Raw genomic sequence first — 20,092 nt, forward strand, 5'->3', positions numbered from 1 at the left:
GCCGGCGGTCGCGAAGGTGGGAGAACCATGACGCAGAAGAGAAGGGAAGTCATGAAACTCTCATCGGAGTCCGAGGAGGTCGTGCGTGCGACCGCCGGAGTCGTCGCGCAGCATGCAGACGAGATCACGACGCTGTTCTACCGGGAGATGCTCGCCGCGCATCCGGAACTGCTTCGCGTGTTCAATCGGGCGAATCAGGCGATCGGCGAGCAGCCGAAGGCACTGGCCGCATCGGTCGTCGCCTTCGCCGTCCATCTCATCGATCCCGACGCCCCAGACTTCGCGCCGGTCATGCGGAGGATCGCGCACAAGCACGTATCGCTGGGCATCCAGGCGCGCCAGTACACGATCGTCGGACACCACCTCCTCGATGCGGTGCAGACGGTGCTGGGCGATGCCGTCACAGCCGAGGTCAGAGCCGCATGGGACGAGGTGTACTGGCTCTTCGGCTGCTCGCTCATCGCGGAAGAGGCCAAGCTCTACGCGCAGGGCGGCACCGATCCCGACCGACCGTGGCGCACGTACAGGGTCGTGGAGCGAGTAGAGGAGGCGGACGACGTCATCTCCCTCTTCCTCGTACCCGAAGAAGGAGAGCTACCCGTTCATCGCACCGGTCAATACGTCGCCATCGCCGTGGACCTTCCCGATGGCTCCCGGCAGCCGCGCCAGTACACGATCTCGTCCGGACCGGGTGCGGATTCGCTCCGCGTGACCGTGAAGCGCGTGCGCGGAGAAGGAGAGCTCCCCGACGGCCAGGTGTCGACCTGGTTGCACGAGCACGCGCGCCCCGGCACCGTGCTCGACGTGTCGCAACCCGCTGGAGACGTCGTCCTCGACGATGCGGAGCGGCCCCTCGTCCTGATCTCCGCCGGTATCGGTATCACTCCCATAGCCGCGATCCTCGACGACGTGTCACGCAATTCCCCCGCACGTCCCGTGCGCCTTTTCCATGCCGATCGCGCCCATGACGCGCACGCGCTGTATGCCTCACTGCGGCGACAGGTGCTCACGATGGACGACGCCAGGGCGCAGAACTGGTACGCGACCGATGCCGAGGCCGCCCCGACCATCCACCCCGCACTCCCGGGGAGGATGGACCTCGCGGACGTTCAGCTGCCCGACGATGCGGTCGTGTTCATGTGCGGGCCGCTCGAGTTCATGCGGACCACGAGAGCGACCCTCCTCAGCCGAGGTGTGCCGCCCGAGCGGATCGCATACGAGGTCTTCGGTCCCGATCTCTGGCTGCAGCAACCCTCGAGCGACGCCGCCTGAGCAGCGAGCAGCGGGGATCGAGGAGGGGAACGTCTTGGCGGATGTCAACCCCCTCCTCGACGCCGCGACGCCACGCCATGCTTTCGAGGTGCGGCACCTCGCCGCGGAATGGGAGGCACCATGAGCATCGGAAGCGGAATCGCGCTCTTCGTGATCGGGGCGATCCTCGTCTTCGCGATCAATGTCGACGTTCCCTGGGTCGACCTCGACATGGTCGGGTACATCCTGATGGGGGCGGGAGTCGTCATCTTCCTCATCGGCATCGTGCTGCTCGCACGTCGGCGTCGCACTGAGACGGTGTCGCGGACGTTCGTCGATCCCGCGACCGGAGAACCGACGACTCGTCGCTCGATGAGCTCCAGCGGCGACGAACCCGTGTGACCCATCGGCTGGCGGCGTCCACCTCGGAGGGTGACGGGCGCCGTCAGTCAGCGGTGACGCTCTCCAGGTGCTCTTCCACCAGAGTGATCCCCCCACTGGAGCTCGCGGAGTGCGCAAGCTCTTCGATCCATCGCCGGCTCAAGTCGGGCGTCTCCGCATCCTGGAAGACGAATCGCAGCGGAATCGACGGGTGGAGCCAGAGCGTGGAACGTCCCGGTGCATCGCCTTCGGGGTGGCGCCAGGAGAGGGTGAAGCTCTCGTTGCGGCGGAGCTTCGTGGCGATGACGACCTTCAGGTGTGCGAGCGCCCGATCGTCGATGTGAATCGGAGTTCTGGCGTCGCCGTAGTAGAGGCTGCCCATCAGCGCGGAGACCGTTCGGAGGTGTGCGGGGCGCGGACCATGGTTCTCCTCGATGGCGTGCTCGAAGGACCGAGAAGGCGGTCCGGGGTACTTGAACTCTAGCCACCGATGCCCCTGGGGCCGCGAGTCTGGCCTCGACCCGCCGCCCGGTGCGAAGAGAGTCTTCGTTCCCTGTAAACGGAGCGCCGGGATGTGTCTCACGAAGACGGGAGAGTGGGCGTTGCTCCGTAGGCCTCGCGGTACGCCGCAGCGAACCGGGAGGAGTTGCTGAAGCCCCACCGCCGAGCGATCTCACCCACGGTCCGCCCCTCGCCTTTGCGGAGATCTCGGTGGGCGCCGTCCAGGCGCGCCCGCCGAAGGGCATCCGCCGGCGTGATGTCGAGAGCGCGCCGGAACGCGTACTGCAGACCCCGGGTGGAGATGTAGGACGCGGCAGCGACATCGTCGATCGTGATGGCGAGGTGCGCGTTCGCGTCGATATAGGCGAGCGCCCGACGGACGGACGCCGGTGCTCCGGCGCGCTGAGCCGGACGCCGCAGCGAATCGGAGAACGTCGTCGGGAACGCCGAGAGCGTCATGGTCAGGGCGTGGCGCTCGAGCTCGGCAACGAGCAACTGGTCCGCGCCACCGGCACCGAGGGACAGATCGATGTAGGCGAACATCCGCTCCCAACGCTGGGCGTCGGCGGCGGAGTGCGGCACGAGCCCCGTGACACGGAGCTCCCGACCATCGTCGCCGGTGATCTGTCGCGCTCGCTCTTGGGCAGCCTGATGATCGAAGACGAGGGCTCGGACACGAGCAGACCGGTCCCATCGCGCCTCGACCTCGGCGCCGTCCGACATCCATACGGACTGCGGATCCAGTGACTGTCGTCCTGACCACACGCGCGCGTCGGGAGCGTCGACACGGCAGACGAGGAGCTGGTCCCGTGGCTCGGCTCTCGAATGCACCTGTGCAGCGAGTCGATAGTCGATCAGCGATGAGGCCCCGAGGTCCTCGGCACGCCAGTCGAATCGAAAGCTCCGCGGATCAGCGTTCTGCAGCGAGGAGGAGGGGACGAACTGCTGCCACGTGGACTCGACCTGCTCGAGATCGACGGACGTGAACTGCATGGGCTTCTCCTCGTGCTTCGCACCCCGATCCCACTCGAAGGCGCACCATCTGGAGCGTATCCCACGGTGCCTGATTCCTCTCGCACAGGTCCTTCGTCGCCGCTCTCCGCGTAGACGTTCAGGAGAAGACGCGCCGCCGCTCGTAGACTCTCAGCATGACCGTGCCTTCCCCGTATGCGGACCGCCTTCGTCGCCTCCCCGTGCAGCGTCACGAGGTCGCGGTGCGCGGCACGAACACCGCCTACTGGGTGTACGGTGCGGAAGACGCCGAGACCACGGTCGTCGCGGTGCACGGGTTCCGCGGCGAGCATCATGGTCTGGAACCGGTGCTCGCGTACCTGCCCGAAGTGCGGGTGATCGCCCCCGATCTCCCGGGTTTCGGCGAGTCCGCCCCGCTGCCCGGGCGCAGGCACGATCTCGATGAGTACGCCGGGTGGCTCACCGACTTCGCCGCAGAGGTCGCGCCCGGCGCCGTGATCCTCGGCCACTCGTTCGGGTCGATCGTGACAGCCGCGGCCGTCGCTCGCGGCCTGCAGACTCCGCGCCTGATACTGCTGAACCCCATCGGGGCACCGGCTCTCGAAGGACCCAAGGGCCTGATGACGCGCCTCGCAGTGTTCTACTACGCTCTCGGTGCCCGGCTTCCGGAGAAGCTCGGGACCGCGCTGCTGCGCAACCGGGTCATCGTCCGCGTCATGAGCATCACCATGGCCAAGACGAAAGACACCGAGCTCCGCCGCTTCATCCACGACCAGCACGACACCTACTTCTCGCGTTTCTCCGACCGGGATGTGCTCCGCGACGCCTTCATCGCGAGCGTGTCTCACGACGTCCGAGAGTTCGCGCCCGCGATCGACGTGCCGACCTTGCTCGTGGCCGCCGAACGCGACGACATCACGCCGATCGAGGCGGAGCGGAAACTGGCGACGCTCTTCCCGCACGCGCGGTTGGTCGAGATCGCCCATGTCGGACACCTGATCCACTACGAGACACCGGCCGAGGCCGCCGGGGCTGTCCGACGCTTCCTCAGGATTCCCGTCGCGCGAGGCCGATGAGGCCGGCCACCCGGAACGGGATGACCTCGCCCATCGCCAGTGAAGTCTCCGTGCGCTCGACGCCCTCGATCGACAGGATGCGCGCGTCGGTGTCGAAGAGGTGACGCGCATCGCGGCAGGCTACCCGCGCGAGCAGATCGATCGATCCGCTGAGTCCATGCGCCTGCACGACCTCGGGAATGCGGGCGAGCTCGTTGATGATGCGGGGCAGTTCGGTCTGACGGACGCCGATGCTCACGAAGGCCTGCAACGGGAACCCGAGAACATCGGGCGAGAACGACCGCTCGTAGGACAGGAAGATCCCACTCTGCTCCAAGCGAGCCATCCGCGCCTGGATGGTGTTGCGCGAAAGCCCCAGGTTCTCTGCCAGCGCGACGATGGTGATCCTCGGGTCGTCGGCGAGAGCGGCGAGAAGCTCGAGATCGATGCGGTCCAGTCCTGGCATAGTGCCAAACCCTAGCAGCACCCCAACGGCCTAAATTGAGCAACATGCTCAAGAGCTCTCAGAATGCTTGAGCGAGGTGTTGAGCAGACGTACTCTCAGACCATGCCGGTGATGACGCCGACATCAGTGCGCGGAGCCTCACGAGGGCCGCCGAGGACGAGGAGGACGACGATGTCACCGCAGATCACCCCCATCGCAGACACCGCCCAGGATCTGGAGCTCTCGGAGCGCATCCTGAGCCCGGAGGGGATCCGCATCGCGAACCCCCGGCTGGACCCCTTCGTCGCCGACGTCGACGCCCAGCAGTTGCGATCCCTGCTTCGGGACATGGTCATTCTCCGACGCATCGATGCCGAGGGAGTCGCCTTGCAGCGGCAGGGCCAGCTCGGCCTCTGGGCTCCCTGTCAGGGGCAGGAGGCGACGCAGATCGGCACGGCGAGGGCCATCGCGCCGGAGGACTTCGTGTTCCCCAGCTACCGCGAGACCGGCGTCATCTATGCGCGGGGCGCCCAGCCCGGCGACTACGTGCGCATGTGGCGCGGGGAAGAGGGGGCCGCTTACGACCCCGCCGCCCTCGGCGTCGCACCTCTGCAGATCATCATCGGCGCGCAGACGCTGCACGCGGTCGGCTATGCCCTGGGCATCCAGCACGACGGGGCCGACGAGGTCGCCGTGACCTATTTCGGAGACGGAGCGACCAGCCAGGGGGACGTGAACGAGGCGATGATCTTCGCCTCGTCGTACCAGGCTCCCGTCGTCTTCGTCTGCCAGAACAATCACTGGGCGATCTCGGAGCCGGTCGCCGTGCAGTCGCAGTATCCGATCGCCGGACGGGCTCCCGGATTCGGCATCCCCAGCGTCCGCGTCGACGGCAACGACGTGCTGGCCTGCATGGCAGCCATGCGCTGGGCTCTCGAACACGCACGCTCCGGCAAGGGGCCCGCCTACATCGAGGCAGTCACCTATCGCATGGGCCCGCACACGACGGCTGACGACCCGACGCGCTACCGCGACCAGGGCGAACTCGAGTCCTGGCGTCGCCGCGATCCGATCGCACGGTTGGAAGCGCACCTGCGCGCCGCGGGAGAGCTGACTGAAGAGCACCTCGCCGAGACCCAGGCCGCGGCCGACTTGGTCGCGAAGGAGATGCGCGCCGCGTGCCTCGGCATGGTGACGCGTCCGCCCCTCGCCGTCTTCGATGGTGTCTACGCCGAACCGCACACCGGACTCGAGCGTCAGCGCAGCGAGTACGCCGCGTACCTCGCCTCCTTCGAGAGCGAGGTCTGAGCATGACCGAACTCACCCTCGGAAAAGCACTCGGAGCGGGCCTGCGCCAGGCGATGCGCGACGACGACAAGGTCGTGCTGCTCGGTGAGGACATCGGCAAGCTCGGTGGTGTCTTCCGGATCACCGACGGCCTCCTCGACGAGTTCGGCGCGGCGCGCGTGATCGACACTCCGCTGGCCGAGTCCGGCATCGTCGGCACGGCCGTCGGTCTGGCGTTCCGCGGCTACCGGCCCGTGGTCGAGATCCAGTTCGACGGCTTCGTGTATCCCGCGTTCGATCAGATCGTCGCCCAGGTCGCCAAGCTGCACTACCGCACGCAGGGTCGAGTGAAGATGCCGATAACCATCCGGATCCCATGGGCGGGCGGCATCGGGGCCGCGGAACACCACTCCGAGTCGCCGGAGGCCTACTTCGTGCACACGGCGGGACTGCGCGTGATCGCGGTCTCGAACCCGGAGGACGCGTACCGCAGTCTGCGGCAGGCGATCGCATCCGATGATCCGGTGATCTTCTTCGAACCGAAGCGGCTCTACCACCACAAGGGCGAGGTCGACCTCGAAGCACCCCTGGCCGACGCGCCCCCGATGGGGCTGGCGCGTGTCGTGCGAACCGGGACGGACGCGACGCTGATCACCTACGGGGCGATGGTGTCCACCGCACTGCAGGCCGCGGACGCGGCAGCAGACGAGGGCGTCTCGCTGGAGGTCATCGACCTTCGCTCGCTGTCGCCGGTCGACTACGACTCGGTCGCCGCCTCTGTGCGGAAGACCGGTCGCGTCGTCGTGGCCCATGAGGCATCTCGAGAGGCGGGGGTGGCCGCGGAGGTGATCGCGAGCATCACCGAGCGCTGCTTCGAGTATCTCGAGTCCGCGCCGCTGCGCGTTACCGGCCATGACATCCCCTACCCGCCCGCAAAGCTCGAGAAGTATCACCTTCCCGACCTCGACCGGCTGCTCGACGCCGTCGACCGCGTGCTGGACCGGCCGAACAGCCTGACAGGAGCAGAAGCATGATCGCGGAGTTCCGTCTGCCGGACCTCGGAGAAGGGCTGACGGAGGCAGAAGTGGTGACCTGGCTCGTCGCCCCCGGCGACACCGTCACTCTCAACCAGACGCTCGCCGAGGTCGAGACGGCCAAAGCCGTCGTGGAGTTGCCTTCGCCCTACGAGGGGACGGTATCGACACTGCACGCCGAAGCCGGCCAGACCATCGCCGTGGGGGCGCCTCTCATCGCCTTCGATGTCGTCGGCGAGGAGCACGGTGACCAGGAACCCGCATCCGAACCCGGCGCGAAGGCCGAGCCGAACCTCGTCGGCTACGGCGCTGCCCCCACCTCTGCCGGCCGCCCTGCGCGACGGGCGCGCCGAATCGGACGGACTCCCGCACCCATCGATACCGCGGTTCTCGAGGCGGCGCCGCACGACGCCACCCCGTCGACCGCCGTCGACGCGGTGATCGAGCGCCCGCGCTCCACGCCACCCGTGCGTGCTCACGCCAAGCGGCTCGGCATCGACCTGGTCCTCGTCGCCGCGGAGGTGGGGGACCGCGTGATCACGCGCAGCGACGTCGACGCCTACGCCGATCGGATCGGCCGCACTGACAGGGGAGTGGACCCGGCTCCAGCCACTCATTCCACGGTCCCGTCGACCCCCGCTGGGCTGGGCAGCGAGGAACGCGAGACTCGCATCCCGATCCGCGGCGTGCGCAAGCACACCGCGGCGGCGATGGTGCAGAGCGCGTTCACTGCCCCGCACGTCACCGTCTTCCACACGGTCGATGTCACCGCCACCATGGACCTCCTGTCGAGCCTTCGGAGTGATCGCGGGCTCAGCGAGCATCGAATCGGCCCCCTCGCGGTGGTGGCGAAGGCCGTGTGCCTCGCCCTCGGCCGGACTCCCGGGCTCAACTCCCGCTGGGATGAGGCCGCGGGCGAGATCGTCCAGCACAACTACGTCGACCTCGGAATCGCTGCGGCGACCGAACGCGGACTCATCGTCCCGATGATCCGAGATGCCGAGCGCCTGACGCTGATCGGACTGGCGGACGCGGTGAAGTCCCTGGCCGAAGTCGCCCGTTCGGGGAAGACCTCACCGGCGGAACTCGCAGGCGGAACGTTCTCGATCTCCAACATCGGTGTGTTCGGCGTCGATGCCGGTACCCCCATCCTTCCCCCAGGACAGTCGGGGATCCTGGCCGTCGGCGCGGTGCGTCGTCAACCGTGGGAGCACCACGGCGAGATCGCCCTTCGGCAGATCATGACCCTCAGCCTCTCGTTCGACCACAGGCTGGTCGATGGAGCGGAGGGAGCACGATTCCTCAAGGACGTCGCCGACATCCTCGAAGAGCCGGGGCGGGCGATGCTCCTCAGGTAGTCGCGCGCAATGCCGCATCCGCCATCGCGATCAGCACGGTCGCGGTGGCGGAGTGGCGTCTGGCGGCAGCGCGCGTGCTGTGCGGAGTGGAATTGATGAGCCCGAAGCAGGCCTGCACGCGCAGGCGCAGCTCATCCTGGTCGGCGCCCTCGGGTGCTGCATGCAACGGCGACAGCGCGGCCATCCACAGCTCGATATAGGCGCGTTGGAGGCGGCGGACCTCGGCCCGGTCTTCCTCGGACAGGAAGGCGACATCGCGGTCCTGCACCTGAATGACCTCAGCATTGCCCAGGGCGAACTCGACGTGGAAGACGATCAGCGCGCGCATCCGCTCGTCCGGGGTCGGTGACTCCGCGGAGACACGACGGCCCCCGCGGATCAGGTCTTGGCTGACCTTGACGAGCACCGCACCGAGCAGCGCCTGTTTCCCGGCGAAGTGACGGTAGACCGCCGGCCCCGACACGCCGACGGCCGCGCCGATGTCCTCGAGACTCACCCCGCTGTAGCCGCGCGCGGCGAAGAGACGCGCAGCAGCGTGCAGGATCGCATCCGACCGTTCGGCCTTGGCGCGATCTCGGGCGGTGACCGGGCTTGTCATCTCAGTTAATCCTCGCTAACCTGAATCAACGGGTTAGTGAACACTAACCGAAAATGCATGCACCGCGCCAGGGTTCCCCTTCGCGGACGTGGGTCGAGGAGGACATCACGATGCCGGCAACCCAGGAGTCCCTCGCGTACGCGCTGCGAGAACGCCTCGCGACCGCGGCCAGGGGCGGACCGGAAGCGTCCCGAGAACGCCACGTCGCCCGCGGGAAGCTGCTTCCTCGCGATCGCGTCGCGCGCGTGCTCGACGAGGGCAGCCCGTTCGTCGAGGTCGCCCCGCTCGCCGCTGACGGCCTGTACGGGGGAGAGGCACCGGGGGCCGGTGTGATCGCGGGGATCGGCCTCGTCCACGGCCGACACGTGATGGTGGTCTGCAACGACGCGACGGTCAAGGGCGGAACGTACTTCCCCCTCACGGTCAAGAAGCACCTGCGCGCGCAGGAGATCGCCCTCGAGAACCGACTGCCCTGTCTCTACCTGGTCGATTCGGGAGGGGCCTTCCTCCCGAAGCAGGACGAGGTCTTCCCGGATCGCGAGCACTTCGGCCGGATCTTCTTCAACCAGGCCCGCATGTCAGCCGAGGGGATCCCGCAACTCGCCGCTGTGCTCGGCTCCTGCACTGCGGGCGGCGCCTATGTCCCCGCCATGAGCGACGAGACGGTCATCGTGCGCGGTCAGGGCACGATCTTCCTCGGCGGACCGCCTCTCGTGAAGGCCGCGATCGGCGAGATCGTGACCGCGGAAGAGCTGGGTGGGGGAGAGCTACACGCACGACGAAGTGGAGTGGTCGACCACCTCGCCGAAGACGATGAGCACGCCCTGGAGATCCTGCGCGATATCGTCGCCACGCTTCCCCCGCCTGCGACACCTGCGTGGGAGGTGCTGAGCAGCCGTCCGCCGTCCGAGACGACGAGCCTGTACGACGCCGTTCCCGTCGATGTGAACGCCGCCTACGACGTGCACGAGGTCATCTCGCGCCTCGTCGACGGTGAGACCTTCCTCGAGTTCAAGCCGGAGTACGGCACGACTCTCGTCACCGGATTCGCCCGCCTGCACGGGCATCCGATCGGCATCGTCGCGAACAACGGCGTGCTGTTCAGCGAGTCCGCGCTCAAGGGAGCGCATTTCATCGAGCTGTGCGACCAGCGGGGTATCCCGCTGCTGTTCCTGCAGAACATCACGGGGTTCATGGTCGGATCCGAGGCCGAGGCCGGCGGAATCGCCAAGGACGGCGCGAAGATGGTCACCGCCGTGGCCAGCACGAGAGTGCCGAAGCTGACCGTCATCATCGGCGGATCGTTCGGAGCAGGCAACTACTCCATGTGCGGGCGCGCGTACTCGCCGCGCTTTCTGTGGACCTGGCCGGCGAGCCGCATCTCCGTGATGGGTGGCGCGCAGGCCGCATCGGTGCTCGCCACCGTCAAGGAGGATCAGCTCTCGGCCCGCGGCGACTCCTGGACCGGTGAGGACCGCGCGGCGTTCGAGGCTCCGATCCGTGAACAGTACGAGCATCAGGGCGAGCCGTATTACGCCACGGCTCGTCTCTGGGACGACGGCATCGTCGATCCCGCGCAGACCCGTGACCTCCTGGGCCTGGCCCTCGATGTCGTCTCCCGCAGCCCGCTGCCCGAACCGCGCTTCGGCGTCTTCCGGATGTGAGAGCCTCTTCCATGACTGCCATGTCTCCTTCGAACACCATCGCCTTCCACACGGTCCTCGTCGCCAACCGCGGTGAGATCGCGCGTCGCGTCATCCGCACCCTCCGCGCGCTCGGCATCCGCAGCGTCGCGGTCTACAGCGACGCCGATGCCGCGGCTCCACACGTCCGCGAGGCGGATGTCGCGGTGCGGATCGGTCCGCCACCGGCCGCGGAGTCGTATCTCGACATCGATGCCGTGATCGCCGCCGCCCGCAGCACGGGCGCCCAGGCGATCCACCCCGGCTACGGCTTCCTCTCCGAGAGCGTCGGGCTCGCCGAAGCCTGCGCCGAGAGCGGAATCGTCTTCATCGGCCCCTCGGTCGAAGCTCTGCAGATCATGGGAGACAAGGCGCGCGCTCGCGAGCACGTGATGCGCTACGGCGTACCGGTGGTCCCGGGCTTCGACGCCAAAGGCCTGTCCGACCTCGAGATCGCCGAGGAGGCGGAGAACGTCGGATATCCGCTGCTGGTCAAGCCCAGTGCCGGTGGCGGTGGGAAGGGAATGGAAGTCGTCGCAGACGCTTCGGCGCTGCGCGGCGCGCTCGCCTCGGCCCGTCGGGTGGCGTCTGCCGCCTTCGGAGACGACTCGCTCATCCTCGAGCGCCTGATCAGACGACCGCGGCACATCGAGGTGCAGGTCTTCGGCGACACGCATGGCACCGTCCTCGCGCTCGGCGAACGCGAGTGCACCCTCCAGCGACGGCACCAGAAGGTCATCGAGGAGGCACCGTCCGCAGGCATCCCCGCGCACACGCGGGAGCGGTTGCTCGCAGCGGCCGTCCTCGCAGCCGAGAGCGTCGGGTACGTCGGAGCGGGAACGGTCGAGTTCCTCATCGATGCCGATGCGCCGGACGGGGTCTTCTTCATCGAGATGAACACGCGCCTTCAAGTGGAGCATCCGGTCACGGAAGAGGTGACCGGGCTCGATCTCGTCGCTCTTCAGCTCCGTGCGGCCGGTGGACTTCCGCTGGACGTCACGCCGCGCCTGCGGGGCCATGCGGTCGAGGCTCGCGTGTACGCGGAATCCCCCGAGCGCGGTTTCCTTCCCTCCACCGGAACGATTCTCCTGTTCGATCCGCCGGTCGGCGTCCGCGTGGATGCGGCGATCGAGACGGGAAGCGAGGTCACCGGGTTCTACGATCCGATGATCGCGAAGGTGATCGCGTTCGCGGACGACCGTGCCACGGCACTCGCACGGCTGGACGAGGCACTCGCCCGCACGGTCGTGCTGGGAGTCGAGACCAACGTCGCGTTCCTCCGCACCCTCTGCCAGGACGCGCGCGTCATCGATGGCGACCTCGACACGGGGCTCATCGAGACCCTGCTTCCCCTCGTGGCAGCGAGGCCTTCACCGGCACAGCTCGCAGCCGCGCGAGACGCGGTCGGGAAAACAGCAGCGCCTCTGCGGACCAGCAGCCTCTGGCACGAGCGCCCGGGCTGGCGTCTGGGGGCCGAGGACGCGGCGTACGCACCGTTCGTGGCGCTCACGGATGACGACGAAGAGATCGAGCTCGTTGAAGCCTCGACCGCGCGGTCTCGACGGAGCGTCCACGCGGCTGTGGACGGCGACGGGGCGGTCTGGGTCGCCGAGGACGGTCGCACGGTTCGCCTGCGCCCCCTCGACAGGAAGCAGCGGATGCAGCGACGGCTGTCGGCGCGCGACGCGGGATCCGCGACGACGGAACCGGACGGGCGCGCTCCCATGCCGGGCAGCGTCGTGGCGGTGCACGTCGCGGACGGGCAGACGGTCTCCGCCGGCGATGCACTCGTCTCGATCGAAGCCATGAAGATGGAGCACCCGGTGCTCGCACCCCACGATGGTGTGGTGCATCTGCTGGTCGCGGTGGGCGATCAGGTGCGGCGTGACCAACCGGTCGCCCGCGTGACGACGGAGGAGAGTTGAACATGGAAGATCTGTCCGAGGAGGAGCGCGAGCTCGCCGCCATGGTGCGCGAGTTCGCCGACACCGTCGTCGCCCCGCAGGCCTATGAGGCTGACCGCACGCACACGCTGTCGATGGATGTCGTGGCGCAGATGGGCGATCTCGGGCTGTTCGGTCTGCCGTTCCCCGAGGAGTACGGCGGGCAGGGCGGCGACTACATGGCGCTCGGCATCGCGATCGAGGCGCTCGGTCGCGTCGATCAGTCGATCGCGATCACGCTCGAAGCGGGTGTCAGCCTCGGCGCGATGCCGATCTTCCGCTTCGGGACCGAGGAGCAGCGCCAGGAGCTGCTGCCGGATCTGCTCGCGGGCCGCGCGCTGGCCGGCTTCGGCCTCACCGAGCCGGAAGCGGGCAGCGACGCCGGTGCCACCAGGACGACGGCGCGGCTCGATGGCGACGAATGGGTGATCGACGGGTCCAAGCAGTTCATCACCAACTCGGGAACCCCGATCACACGCTTCGTCACGGTCACGGCGGTGACGGGGAACGAGAACGGTCGCAAGGAGATCTCCACGATCATCGTTCCCAACGGCACGCCCGGCTTCACCGTCGAGGCGCCGTACGACAAGGTGGGCTGGAACGCCTCCGACACGCATCCACTGACGTTCGACGGCGCACGGGTTCCCGCCTCGAACCTGCTGGGCGCACGGGGGAGCGGCTTCCGCAGCTTCCTCAGCATCCTCGACGAAGGCCGCATCGCGATCGCGGCTCTCTCTACGGGAGCGGCGGAGGGCTGCCTGGAGGCGGCGGTCGAGTACGCCAAGAGCCGCACGATCTTCGGTGCCGCGCTGAGCACCCGTCAGAACGCCCAGTTCACTTTGGCGCGCATGCGCGCTCGTGTGCACACCGCTCGGCTCGCCTGGCACCACGCCGCGAGGCTCCGTGACGCGGGGAAGCCGTTCGCCGAAGCCGCGGCCATCGCGAAACTCGTGGGCGGGGAGGCGGCCATGGACAACGCCAGAGATGCCACGCAGATCTTCGGCGGCAACGGCTTCATGAACGAGTTCCCGGTGGGGCGTCACTACCGCGACTCGAAGATCCTCGAGATCGGCGAGGGCACCACCGAGGTGCAGCTCCTCGTCATCGCGCGCGGCCTCGGACTCGCCGGGTAGCGTGGCCGTATGACCACGCACGACATCCTCCAGAGGGGTCTCTACTACGAGGAATTCGTGGTCGACGCCCGCTACCTGCACCGCCCGGGACGCACCGCGACCGAGGCCGACAACGTACTGTTCACCACGCTGACCATGAACACGCAGGCACTGCACCTCGACGCGGCTTTCGCCGATGCGCAGGACCCGTTCCGTGCCCGGCTGATGAACTCGATGTGGACGCTGTCGACCATGGTGGGCTCGTCCGTCGCTCAGCTGACACAGGGGACTCTGGTCGCCCAGCTCGGCTTCGGAGACGTCGCGTTCCCGCATCCGCTGTTCGCCGGAGACACCCTCTACACCGAGAGCGTCGTGGTCGAGAAGCGGCTCTCGTCGTCCCGGCAAGGCCAGGGCATCGTGAAGATCGCGCACACCGGGCGCAACCAGGACGGGACGGTCGTCGCCACCGCCGTACGCTCCGTGCTCGTGCGCTGCCTTCCGGAAGGGGCGAACGCATGACCTTCGTACTGGGTCCGGCTCTGCTGTTCTGCCCTGCCGACCGCCCCGAGCGGTTCCAGAAGGCGTCCGACCGCGCGGATGCGATCATCCTCGATCTCGAGGACGCCGTGCTTCCGGATGCGAAGGACGCTGCTCGCAGGAATGTGATCGCCGCCGACATCGACCCCGACCGAGTGATCGTGCGCGTCAACGCCCCGGACAGCGACGCCTTCGCGGCCGACCTCGCGGCGCTGGCGCAGACGGACTTCCGCACCGTCATGGTGGCGAAGACGGAGAGCGCGGAGAGTCTGGCGGCATTCGATGAGCGCTATTCGCTGATCGCCCTGTGCGAGACCGCCCGCGGCGTCCACGCGGCCGACGCCATCGCCGCACATCCGCAGGTCTCCGCGATGATGTGGGGGGCGGAAGATCTCGTCGCGTCGCTCGGAGGCACTTCGTCACGGAACCCGGACGGCGGCTATCGGGACATCGCCCGCTATGCCCGCGCACGCGTTCTTCTGGAAGCAGGAGCGCAGGGCAAGGCCGCGATCGACGCGGTGCACATCGACCTCGACGATGCCGAGGGACTCCAGCGGGAGGCTGTCGATGCCGCTGCCTCGGGGTTCCGGGCGACCGCCTGCATCCACCCGAACCAGGTCGCGGCGATCCGGGCGGCCTACCGACCGGACGACGCGTCCGTGAGGTGGGCGCACGCGGTGCTCGCAGCCGCCGCGGCAGAACGCGGAGTCTTCCGGTTCGAGGGCCGCATGATCGACGAGCCCGTGCTCCGCCATGCGCGCTCGGTCGTCTCGCGCGCCCGCTGATCAGAGGACCGGCGACTCCTCGAGCAGCCGCAGATAGCCGGGCGCCGCGAGGAAGCGGTGCGCAGAGCCGTTCTGGAGGACCTCGCCGTCACGGGGGAGCGTGCCGCCCGAGACGTGATCGATCACGGCCCGGATCACGCCACCGTGCGCGACGACGATGACCGACTCCGCGCGCGGCGTTGAGCGGCGACGTGCCTCGCGTGCGATTGCGTGCAGTGCCGCGATGGCCCGTTCTCCCACCTGGTGCAGGGATTCCGCACCGGGGACCTCGGCATGCCAGTCGCCGTAGGTCTCGATGTAGTCGGGGACGAGCATGCCCTCGCCCTCACCGAACTCCCGCTCGCGGATGTCGGGAACGACACCGGCGATCTCCAGGCCCAGGCGATCAGCGATGATCTCCGCTGTCTCCTTCGCCCGCAGCAGCGGGCTCGTGTAGACGGCGTGATGCGTGGTCGCGGCAAGCTTCTCGGCGGCCCACCGGGCATCCTCACGCCCGGTCTCGTTCAAGGGGATGTCGGTGGAGCCCTGGATGCGCCTGGCGAGGTTCCAGTCGGTCTGACCGTGCCGGACGAGAGTGAGGTGTGTCACGAGAGGAGTTCCTGGAGTGCGGGGAGCACGTCGCTGGTGCCGGCGGCGATGGTGACATGCGCCCAGGCATCCGCGCGCGTCGGCTCACGGTTGACGATGATCAGGGGGATGTTGCGACGGCGGGCGCGTTCGACGAGGCGCACACCGGAGTTCACCACCAGCGAGGAGCCGGCGACGATCAGCGCGGAGCTGGAGCGCAGCAGCGACTCCGCCGCGCGGAAGCGATCCTGCGGCACGTACTCGCCGAAGAAGACCACGTCCGGCTTGAGCATGCCTGCGCAGACCGTGCACACGGGGACGATGAAACCTTCCGTGCTCTGGGGGAGGACATCGCCGTCGGGCGCGAGCGCGACGTTCTCGGGCACCGTGATCCAGGGATTGAGTTCCTCGATCTGCACCGCGATGTCGCGACGGTCGAAGACCTGGCCGCACTGCAGACACAGCACCCGGCGCATCGTCCCGTGCACTTCGATGACGTGCGAGCTCCCGGCGCGCAGATGCAGTCCGTCGACGTTCTGGGTGATGACGCCGGACACGTTTCCCGCGGCTTCGAGTTGCGCCAAGGCGATGTGTCCCGCGTTCGGCTCGGCCTTCGCGAAGGCGCGCCATCCGAGGTGCCCACCGACCCAGTACCGTCGCCGGGCGGCCTCATCGCCCAGATAGGTCTGGATCGTCATCGGATCGCTGCGGGTCCTGGCGCCTTCGCCGCGATACGCGGGGATACCGGAGTCGGTGGAGATGCCGGCGCCGGTGAGGAGTGCGATGCGCTTCTCACGCAGCAGCTCGGCGGCGTGGGCGATGGTGGCCGACAGCTCGGCGGGGTTCGACACGCTCACAGGACCTCCTCGATCGAGTCTACGGTGCGCAGCCGGACCGCGGTCCCGCCGGCGGCGTCGTGTGGCACTGTCGTGTGACGGAGTCGTGGTGCGACACGCTCCTCGTGTGATGGCAGAGTGGACCGGGTGGAACTGCTGCCTGTGACCGACGCCGACGACCGGCGCCTCGACGACTACCGCGGACTCACCGACACCGCACTTCGGACCCTGTCCGAGCCGTCCGGCGGACTCTACATCGCGGAGTCGACGAAGGTGATCGCACGTGCGGTCGCGGCCGGCCATCGTCCCCGCTCTCTTCTGGTGCAGGAACGACGCGTCGACGACATCCGCGAGATCGTCGGCGACCTCGACGTGCCCGTGTACGTCGTCCCGGACGACATCGCGGAGGCGGTGACCGGCTTCGCCGTGCACCGAGGGACGATCGCATCGATGCATCGACCGCAGCTGCCGCGCGTGCATGACGTGATCGACGGCGCGTCCCTGGTGCTGATCCTGGAGAACATCGGCGATCACACCAACGTCGGCGCGGCCTTCCGCGCGGCAGCAGGGCTCGGTGCCGATGCTGTGCTCGTATCGCCGGGCGGAGCGGATCCGCTCTACCGTCGCAGCGTTCGCGTGAGCATGGGCACCGTGTTCCAGGTGCCGTGGACGCGCATCACCGACTGGGGATCCGCCATCGCAGATCTCCACGGCGCGGGCTTCGACATCGCGGCACTGGCATTGCGCGACGACGCGGTGACACTCGACGCCTACGCCGCCGATCGGCCGGCACGCGTGGCACTCGTCATGGGTTCGGAGGGAGACGGCCTCTCCCGCGAGGCGATGGAGGGCGCGGACACCGTCGTCACGATCCCGATGTCCGGGGGCGTCGACTCGCTCAACGTGGCATCGGCCGCCGCGGTCGCCCTCTGGTCGATGAAGGCCTGACCCGCTCAGTCCTTGTCGGGGAAGAACACCGGCGAGGGCTCCGGACGCTTCGCCGCGAGGTTGTCACCCGATGACTGGTGCCGCAGCCGTCGGAGCACCCAGGGCACCAGGTGCTCACGCGCCCAGCCGAGGTCCTCCGAGCGCGCCTCACGCCACGTTCGCAGCGGGAACGGCTCGGGCTGCATGGCCTCGAGGTCGTTCGGCACGTTCAGGGCGCGCAGTGCCATCCGGGCTACTTCGTGGTGGCCGAGAGCGTTGTAGTGCAGGCGGTCGTCGTCGAAGAACCGCATGTCCTGCACGACCTTGAGCGCCCACTGATCGGCGACGATGCAGTCATGGCGCTCGGCGATGGCCCGGACGTTCTCGTTGTAGATCGCGACCTTGCCCCGGAAGGCGCGGAACACGGGGGTGAAGCCGGTGTCGATGCCAGTGAAGAGGAGAACGGCCGCTCCCGTCGATGCCAGGCGCGCGACGGCGTCTTCGAGCTGGCTCGCGATCGCGTCCGGGTCGGTGCCGGGGCGGATCACGTCATTGCCTCCTGCGCAGATCGACACCAGATCAGGGTGCAGCGCGACGGCGGGCTCGATCTGGTCGGCGACGATCTGGGCGATCAGCTTTCCGCGGACCGCGAGGTTCGCGTAGGCGAAGTCGTCCACCTGCGCGGCGAGCACCTCGGCGACGCGGTCGGCCCAGCCGCGGTGGTTGCCGGGGTGCGCGGGATCGGGGTCGCCGATGCCCTCCGTGAACGAATCACCGACCGCGACGAAGCGGCGCCACGGGTGCGCGGTCTCGTTCGGGATGTAGGGGGTCCGAGTCGAATCCTGGTCGGTCATCCAGCTCTCCTTCGCGAACATTCTGCGGGGCGACGGTGGCCGCCGCGCAGTGACCGAGCCTACCCGTAGACGCTCGTGCGGGGGAGGGGCGCGCGCGGGAAGTGCGGGGAGTGATCCAGTGTCGCCGGCAGCGATTATCGTGGACTCGATGCTCTCTCCGTCCTTTCCTCAGCGTGCCCCATGGGGAACCGCGAACAAGCTGCGCGCCTGGCAGCAGGAGGCCCTCGAACAGTACTTCGCGGCGGATCAGCGCGACTTCCTGGTCGCCGCCACGCCGGGCGCAGGAAAGACCACCTTCGCACTCACGCTCGCCGTCGAACTCATGCGCATGGGCGAGGTCAACCGCATCATCGTGGTCGCGCCGACCGAGCACCTCAAGACACAGTGGGCAGACGCTGCCGCGCGCGTGCACATCCGCCTCGACCCCCGATTCCGCAACAGCGATTGGGCGCCGGCCCGGCACTATCACGGCGCGGTCGTGACCTACGCGCAGGTCGCCGCGAAGTCCTCGGTGCACCGGCACCTCACCGAAGACGCCAAGACCCTGGTGATCCTCGACGAGGTCCACCACGGCGGCGACGCACTGAGCTGGGGTGACGCCATCCGCGACGCCTACGGGCCTGCGAAGAGGCGTCTCCTGCTCTCCGGCACGCCGTTCCGCAGCGACACGGCGCCGATCCCATTCGTCGAGTACCACCCCGACGAATCCGGAGCGCGTGTCTCGCGCACCGACTACAACTACGGCTACGGACGCGCGCTGGCCGACGGCGTCGTCCGCCCCGTCCTGTTCCACATGTACGCCGGCAAGATGCGGTGGCGCACCACCACGGGCGACGAGCTCGAAACGCACCTGGGCCAGGACAACACGAAGGACGTGACATCACAGGCCTGGCGCACGGCACTCGACCCCGAGGGCGAGTGGATGCCGGCCGTGCTGTCAGCCGCGGATCGCCGACTCACCGAGATCCGACACCATGTCCCCGATGCCGGCGGACTCGTGCTGGCGACAGATCAGACGGTCGCGCGAGCGTACGCCAAGATCCTGCACAGCATCACGGGGCAGCAGGCGACGGTGGTGCTCTCCGACGACGCGACCGCCTCGGAGCGCATCGAGAAGTTCAGCGCGAACGACTCCCGGTGGATGGTGGCCGTGCGCATGGTGTCGGAGGGCGTCGACGTTCCGCGTCTCGCGGTGGGTGTGTATGCGACATCGTCGTCGACTCCGCTGTTCTTCGCGCAGGCCATCGGCCGGTTCGTGCGCGCCCGGCGCCGTGGCGAGGCCGCGAGCGTGTTCCTTCCGCAGGTCCCCGTGCTCATGGGACTCGCGAACGAGATGGACAAGCAGCGCGACCACGCGCTCGACCGGCAGTCGAAGGAAGACGACGGTCTGGAAGACTCGCTACTCGAGAGTGCGAACCGCGAGGAGGAGACCTCCGACGCGCTGACGCAGGAGTTCAGCTATCAGGCGCTCTCGTCGGTCGCCCACTTCGACCGGGTCGTGTTCGAGGGTCAGGAGTTCGGACAGCTGGCAGAACCCGGCACACCGGAAGAGGAGGAGTTCATCGGATTCCCCGGTCTTCTCGAACCAGAGCACGTCCACGAGCTGCTCATGCAGCGTCAGTCGCGTCAGTCGCGACTGCGCGAGGCGCGCGAGGCATCTGCGGAGCCCACCGACACGACCACGTTGCCCCCACCCCTACACCGCACGCTCAAGGAGCAGCGGCAGCTCCTGAACAGTCTGGTCGGCCTGTACGCCCGACAGAAGGGTGAGCCCCACGGCGCGGTGCATGCCGAGCTCCGGCGCATCTGCGGGGGACCGGCCGTCGCGCAGGCCACTGTGACGCAGCTGCAGTCGCGCATCGAGGTTCTCCGCAAGCGCGTGCGTTCCTGACACGATCACGTCCCTCGTCCGCGCGCGTCCTGACCGTGCTTCGGAGCCCCGAAATGCTGTCAATCCGCGTCTGCGC

General features: G+C 68.3%; 20 protein-coding genes. 13 read left to right on the forward strand and 7 right to left on the reverse strand.

Translation table 11 applies throughout. The features are described 5' to 3' along the window. The first annotated feature begins 27 nt into the window (after window positions 1–27). A complete protein-coding gene (locus tag ACFVWL_RS15500; RefSeq protein ID WP_387184557.1) occupies window positions 28–1,272 on the forward strand; it encodes a globin domain-containing protein in 1,245 nt (414 codons plus the stop codon). Between the two features lie 120 nt (window positions 1,273–1,392). Continuing rightward, complete coding sequence (locus tag ACFVWL_RS15505) at window positions 1,393–1,653, forward strand: DUF6458 family protein (RefSeq protein ID WP_387184559.1); 261 nt, start codon at window positions 1,393–1,395, stop codon at window positions 1,651–1,653. 43 nt (window positions 1,654–1,696) lie between these two features. On the opposite strand, the gene ACFVWL_RS15510 is transcribed toward ACFVWL_RS15505, so the two are convergent. Beyond that, window positions 1,697–2,014 (reverse strand): hypothetical protein, encoded by a 318-nt coding sequence (locus tag ACFVWL_RS15510; RefSeq protein WP_387184562.1) that lies wholly within the window; start codon window positions 2,012–2,014, stop codon window positions 1,697–1,699. A 197-nt stretch (window positions 2,015–2,211) separates the two neighbouring features. After that, window positions 2,212–3,126, reverse strand: coding sequence for a helix-turn-helix transcriptional regulator (locus ACFVWL_RS15515; protein ID WP_387184564.1), 915 nt, complete (start codon window positions 3,124–3,126; stop codon window positions 2,212–2,214). A gap of 155 nt (window positions 3,127–3,281) precedes the next feature. Between ACFVWL_RS15515 and ACFVWL_RS15520 the strand changes: the two genes are divergently transcribed. Continuing rightward, window positions 3,282–4,181: an alpha/beta fold hydrolase gene (locus ACFVWL_RS15520; protein WP_387184567.1), complete on the forward strand. Its 900-nt coding sequence runs from the start codon at window positions 3,282–3,284 to the stop codon at window positions 4,179–4,181. Here ACFVWL_RS15520 and ACFVWL_RS15525 read toward each other — a convergent pair. Then, complete coding sequence (locus tag ACFVWL_RS15525) at window positions 4,153–4,626, reverse strand: Lrp/AsnC family transcriptional regulator (RefSeq protein WP_091036247.1); 474 nt, start codon at window positions 4,624–4,626, stop codon at window positions 4,153–4,155. The two genes, ACFVWL_RS15520 and ACFVWL_RS15525, sit on opposite strands and share 29 nt — an antisense overlap. Before the next feature lie 171 nt (window positions 4,627–4,797). On the opposite strand from ACFVWL_RS15525, the gene pdhA reads away from it, so the two are divergent. Genes pdhA through ACFVWL_RS15540 form a run of 3 tightly spaced genes read left to right on the forward strand, consistent with a single transcriptional unit; the run spans window position 4,798 to window position 8,284 of the window. Beyond that, on the forward strand, window positions 4,798–5,913 hold the full coding sequence (gene pdhA / locus ACFVWL_RS15530) for a pyruvate dehydrogenase (acetyl-transferring) E1 component subunit alpha (protein WP_387184570.1): 1,116 nt from the start codon (window positions 4,798–4,800) through the stop codon (window positions 5,911–5,913). Window positions 5,914–5,915: 2 nt separating this feature from the next. After that, the gene (locus ACFVWL_RS15535) at window positions 5,916–6,926 is read left to right on the forward strand and encodes an alpha-ketoacid dehydrogenase subunit beta (RefSeq protein WP_387184573.1); all 1,011 of its coding nucleotides are present in this window, start codon (window positions 5,916–5,918) and stop codon (window positions 6,924–6,926) included. Then, window positions 6,923–8,284 (forward strand): dihydrolipoamide acetyltransferase family protein, encoded by a 1,362-nt coding sequence (locus ACFVWL_RS15540; RefSeq protein ID WP_387184576.1) that lies wholly within the window; start codon window positions 6,923–6,925, stop codon window positions 8,282–8,284. Before ACFVWL_RS15535 ends, ACFVWL_RS15540 begins: the two co-directional genes overlap by 4 nt. Here the strand turns inward: ACFVWL_RS15540 and ACFVWL_RS15545 are convergent. Further along, complete coding sequence (locus ACFVWL_RS15545) at window positions 8,277–8,882, reverse strand: TetR/AcrR family transcriptional regulator (protein ID WP_387184579.1); 606 nt, start codon at window positions 8,880–8,882, stop codon at window positions 8,277–8,279. The genes ACFVWL_RS15540 and ACFVWL_RS15545 overlap by 8 nt on opposite strands. A gap of 110 nt (window positions 8,883–8,992) precedes the next feature. Here ACFVWL_RS15545 and ACFVWL_RS15550 point away from each other — a divergent pair, with 110 nt between their 5' ends. Genes ACFVWL_RS15550 through ACFVWL_RS15570 form a run of 5 tightly spaced genes read left to right on the forward strand, consistent with a single transcriptional unit; the run spans window position 8,993 to window position 14,941 of the window. Beyond that, window positions 8,993–10,546, forward strand: coding sequence for a carboxyl transferase domain-containing protein (locus tag ACFVWL_RS15550; protein ID WP_387184581.1), 1,554 nt, complete (start codon window positions 8,993–8,995; stop codon window positions 10,544–10,546). 20 nt (window positions 10,547–10,566) lie between these two features. Beyond that, the gene (locus ACFVWL_RS15555; RefSeq protein ID WP_387184584.1) at window positions 10,567–12,489 is read left to right on the forward strand and encodes a biotin carboxylase N-terminal domain-containing protein; all 1,923 of its coding nucleotides are present in this window, start codon (window positions 10,567–10,569) and stop codon (window positions 12,487–12,489) included. Window positions 12,490–12,491: 2 nt separating this feature from the next. After that, entirely contained in the window at window positions 12,492–13,640 is a 1,149-nt protein-coding gene (locus tag ACFVWL_RS15560; RefSeq protein WP_105525395.1) for an acyl-CoA dehydrogenase family protein, read from the forward strand. A gap of 9 nt (window positions 13,641–13,649) precedes the next feature. Next, complete coding sequence (locus ACFVWL_RS15565; protein ID WP_387184586.1) at window positions 13,650–14,138, forward strand: MaoC family dehydratase; 489 nt, start codon at window positions 13,650–13,652, stop codon at window positions 14,136–14,138. After that, window positions 14,135–14,941 (forward strand): HpcH/HpaI aldolase/citrate lyase family protein, encoded by an 807-nt coding sequence (locus ACFVWL_RS15570; protein ID WP_387184588.1) that lies wholly within the window; start codon window positions 14,135–14,137, stop codon window positions 14,939–14,941. Before ACFVWL_RS15565 ends, ACFVWL_RS15570 begins: the two co-directional genes overlap by 4 nt. Here the strand turns inward: ACFVWL_RS15570 and ACFVWL_RS15575 are convergent, their stop codons facing one another. Continuing rightward, a complete protein-coding gene (locus tag ACFVWL_RS15575; protein WP_387184590.1) occupies window positions 14,942–15,529 on the reverse strand; it encodes a histidine phosphatase family protein in 588 nt (195 codons plus the stop codon). Then, complete coding sequence (locus ACFVWL_RS15580) at window positions 15,526–16,365, reverse strand: Sir2 family NAD-dependent protein deacetylase (RefSeq protein ID WP_387184593.1); 840 nt, start codon at window positions 16,363–16,365, stop codon at window positions 15,526–15,528. Before ACFVWL_RS15580 ends, ACFVWL_RS15575 begins: the two co-directional genes overlap by 4 nt. A gap of 126 nt (window positions 16,366–16,491) precedes the next feature. Here ACFVWL_RS15580 and ACFVWL_RS15585 point away from each other — a divergent pair, with 126 nt between their 5' ends. Beyond that, window positions 16,492–17,292: a TrmH family RNA methyltransferase gene (locus tag ACFVWL_RS15585; protein ID WP_387184595.1), complete on the forward strand. Its 801-nt coding sequence runs from the start codon at window positions 16,492–16,494 to the stop codon at window positions 17,290–17,292. Window positions 17,293–17,297: 5 nt separating this feature from the next. On the opposite strand, the gene ACFVWL_RS15590 is transcribed toward ACFVWL_RS15585, so the two are convergent. Next, window positions 17,298–18,125, reverse strand: coding sequence for an SGNH/GDSL hydrolase family protein (locus ACFVWL_RS15590; RefSeq protein WP_387184598.1), 828 nt, complete (start codon window positions 18,123–18,125; stop codon window positions 17,298–17,300). 148 nt (window positions 18,126–18,273) lie between these two features. On the opposite strand from ACFVWL_RS15590, the gene ACFVWL_RS15595 reads away from it, so the two are divergent. Continuing rightward, complete coding sequence (locus tag ACFVWL_RS15595; RefSeq protein ID WP_387184601.1) at window positions 18,274–20,016, forward strand: DEAD/DEAH box helicase; 1,743 nt, start codon at window positions 18,274–18,276, stop codon at window positions 20,014–20,016. The last annotated feature ends 76 nt before the right edge of the window (window positions 20,017–20,092 follow it).

The sequence above is a fragment of the Microbacterium sp. NPDC058269 genome, assembly GCF_042881445.1.
In the GTDB taxonomy this organism is placed as follows: domain Bacteria; phylum Actinomycetota; class Actinomycetes; order Actinomycetales; family Microbacteriaceae; genus Microbacterium.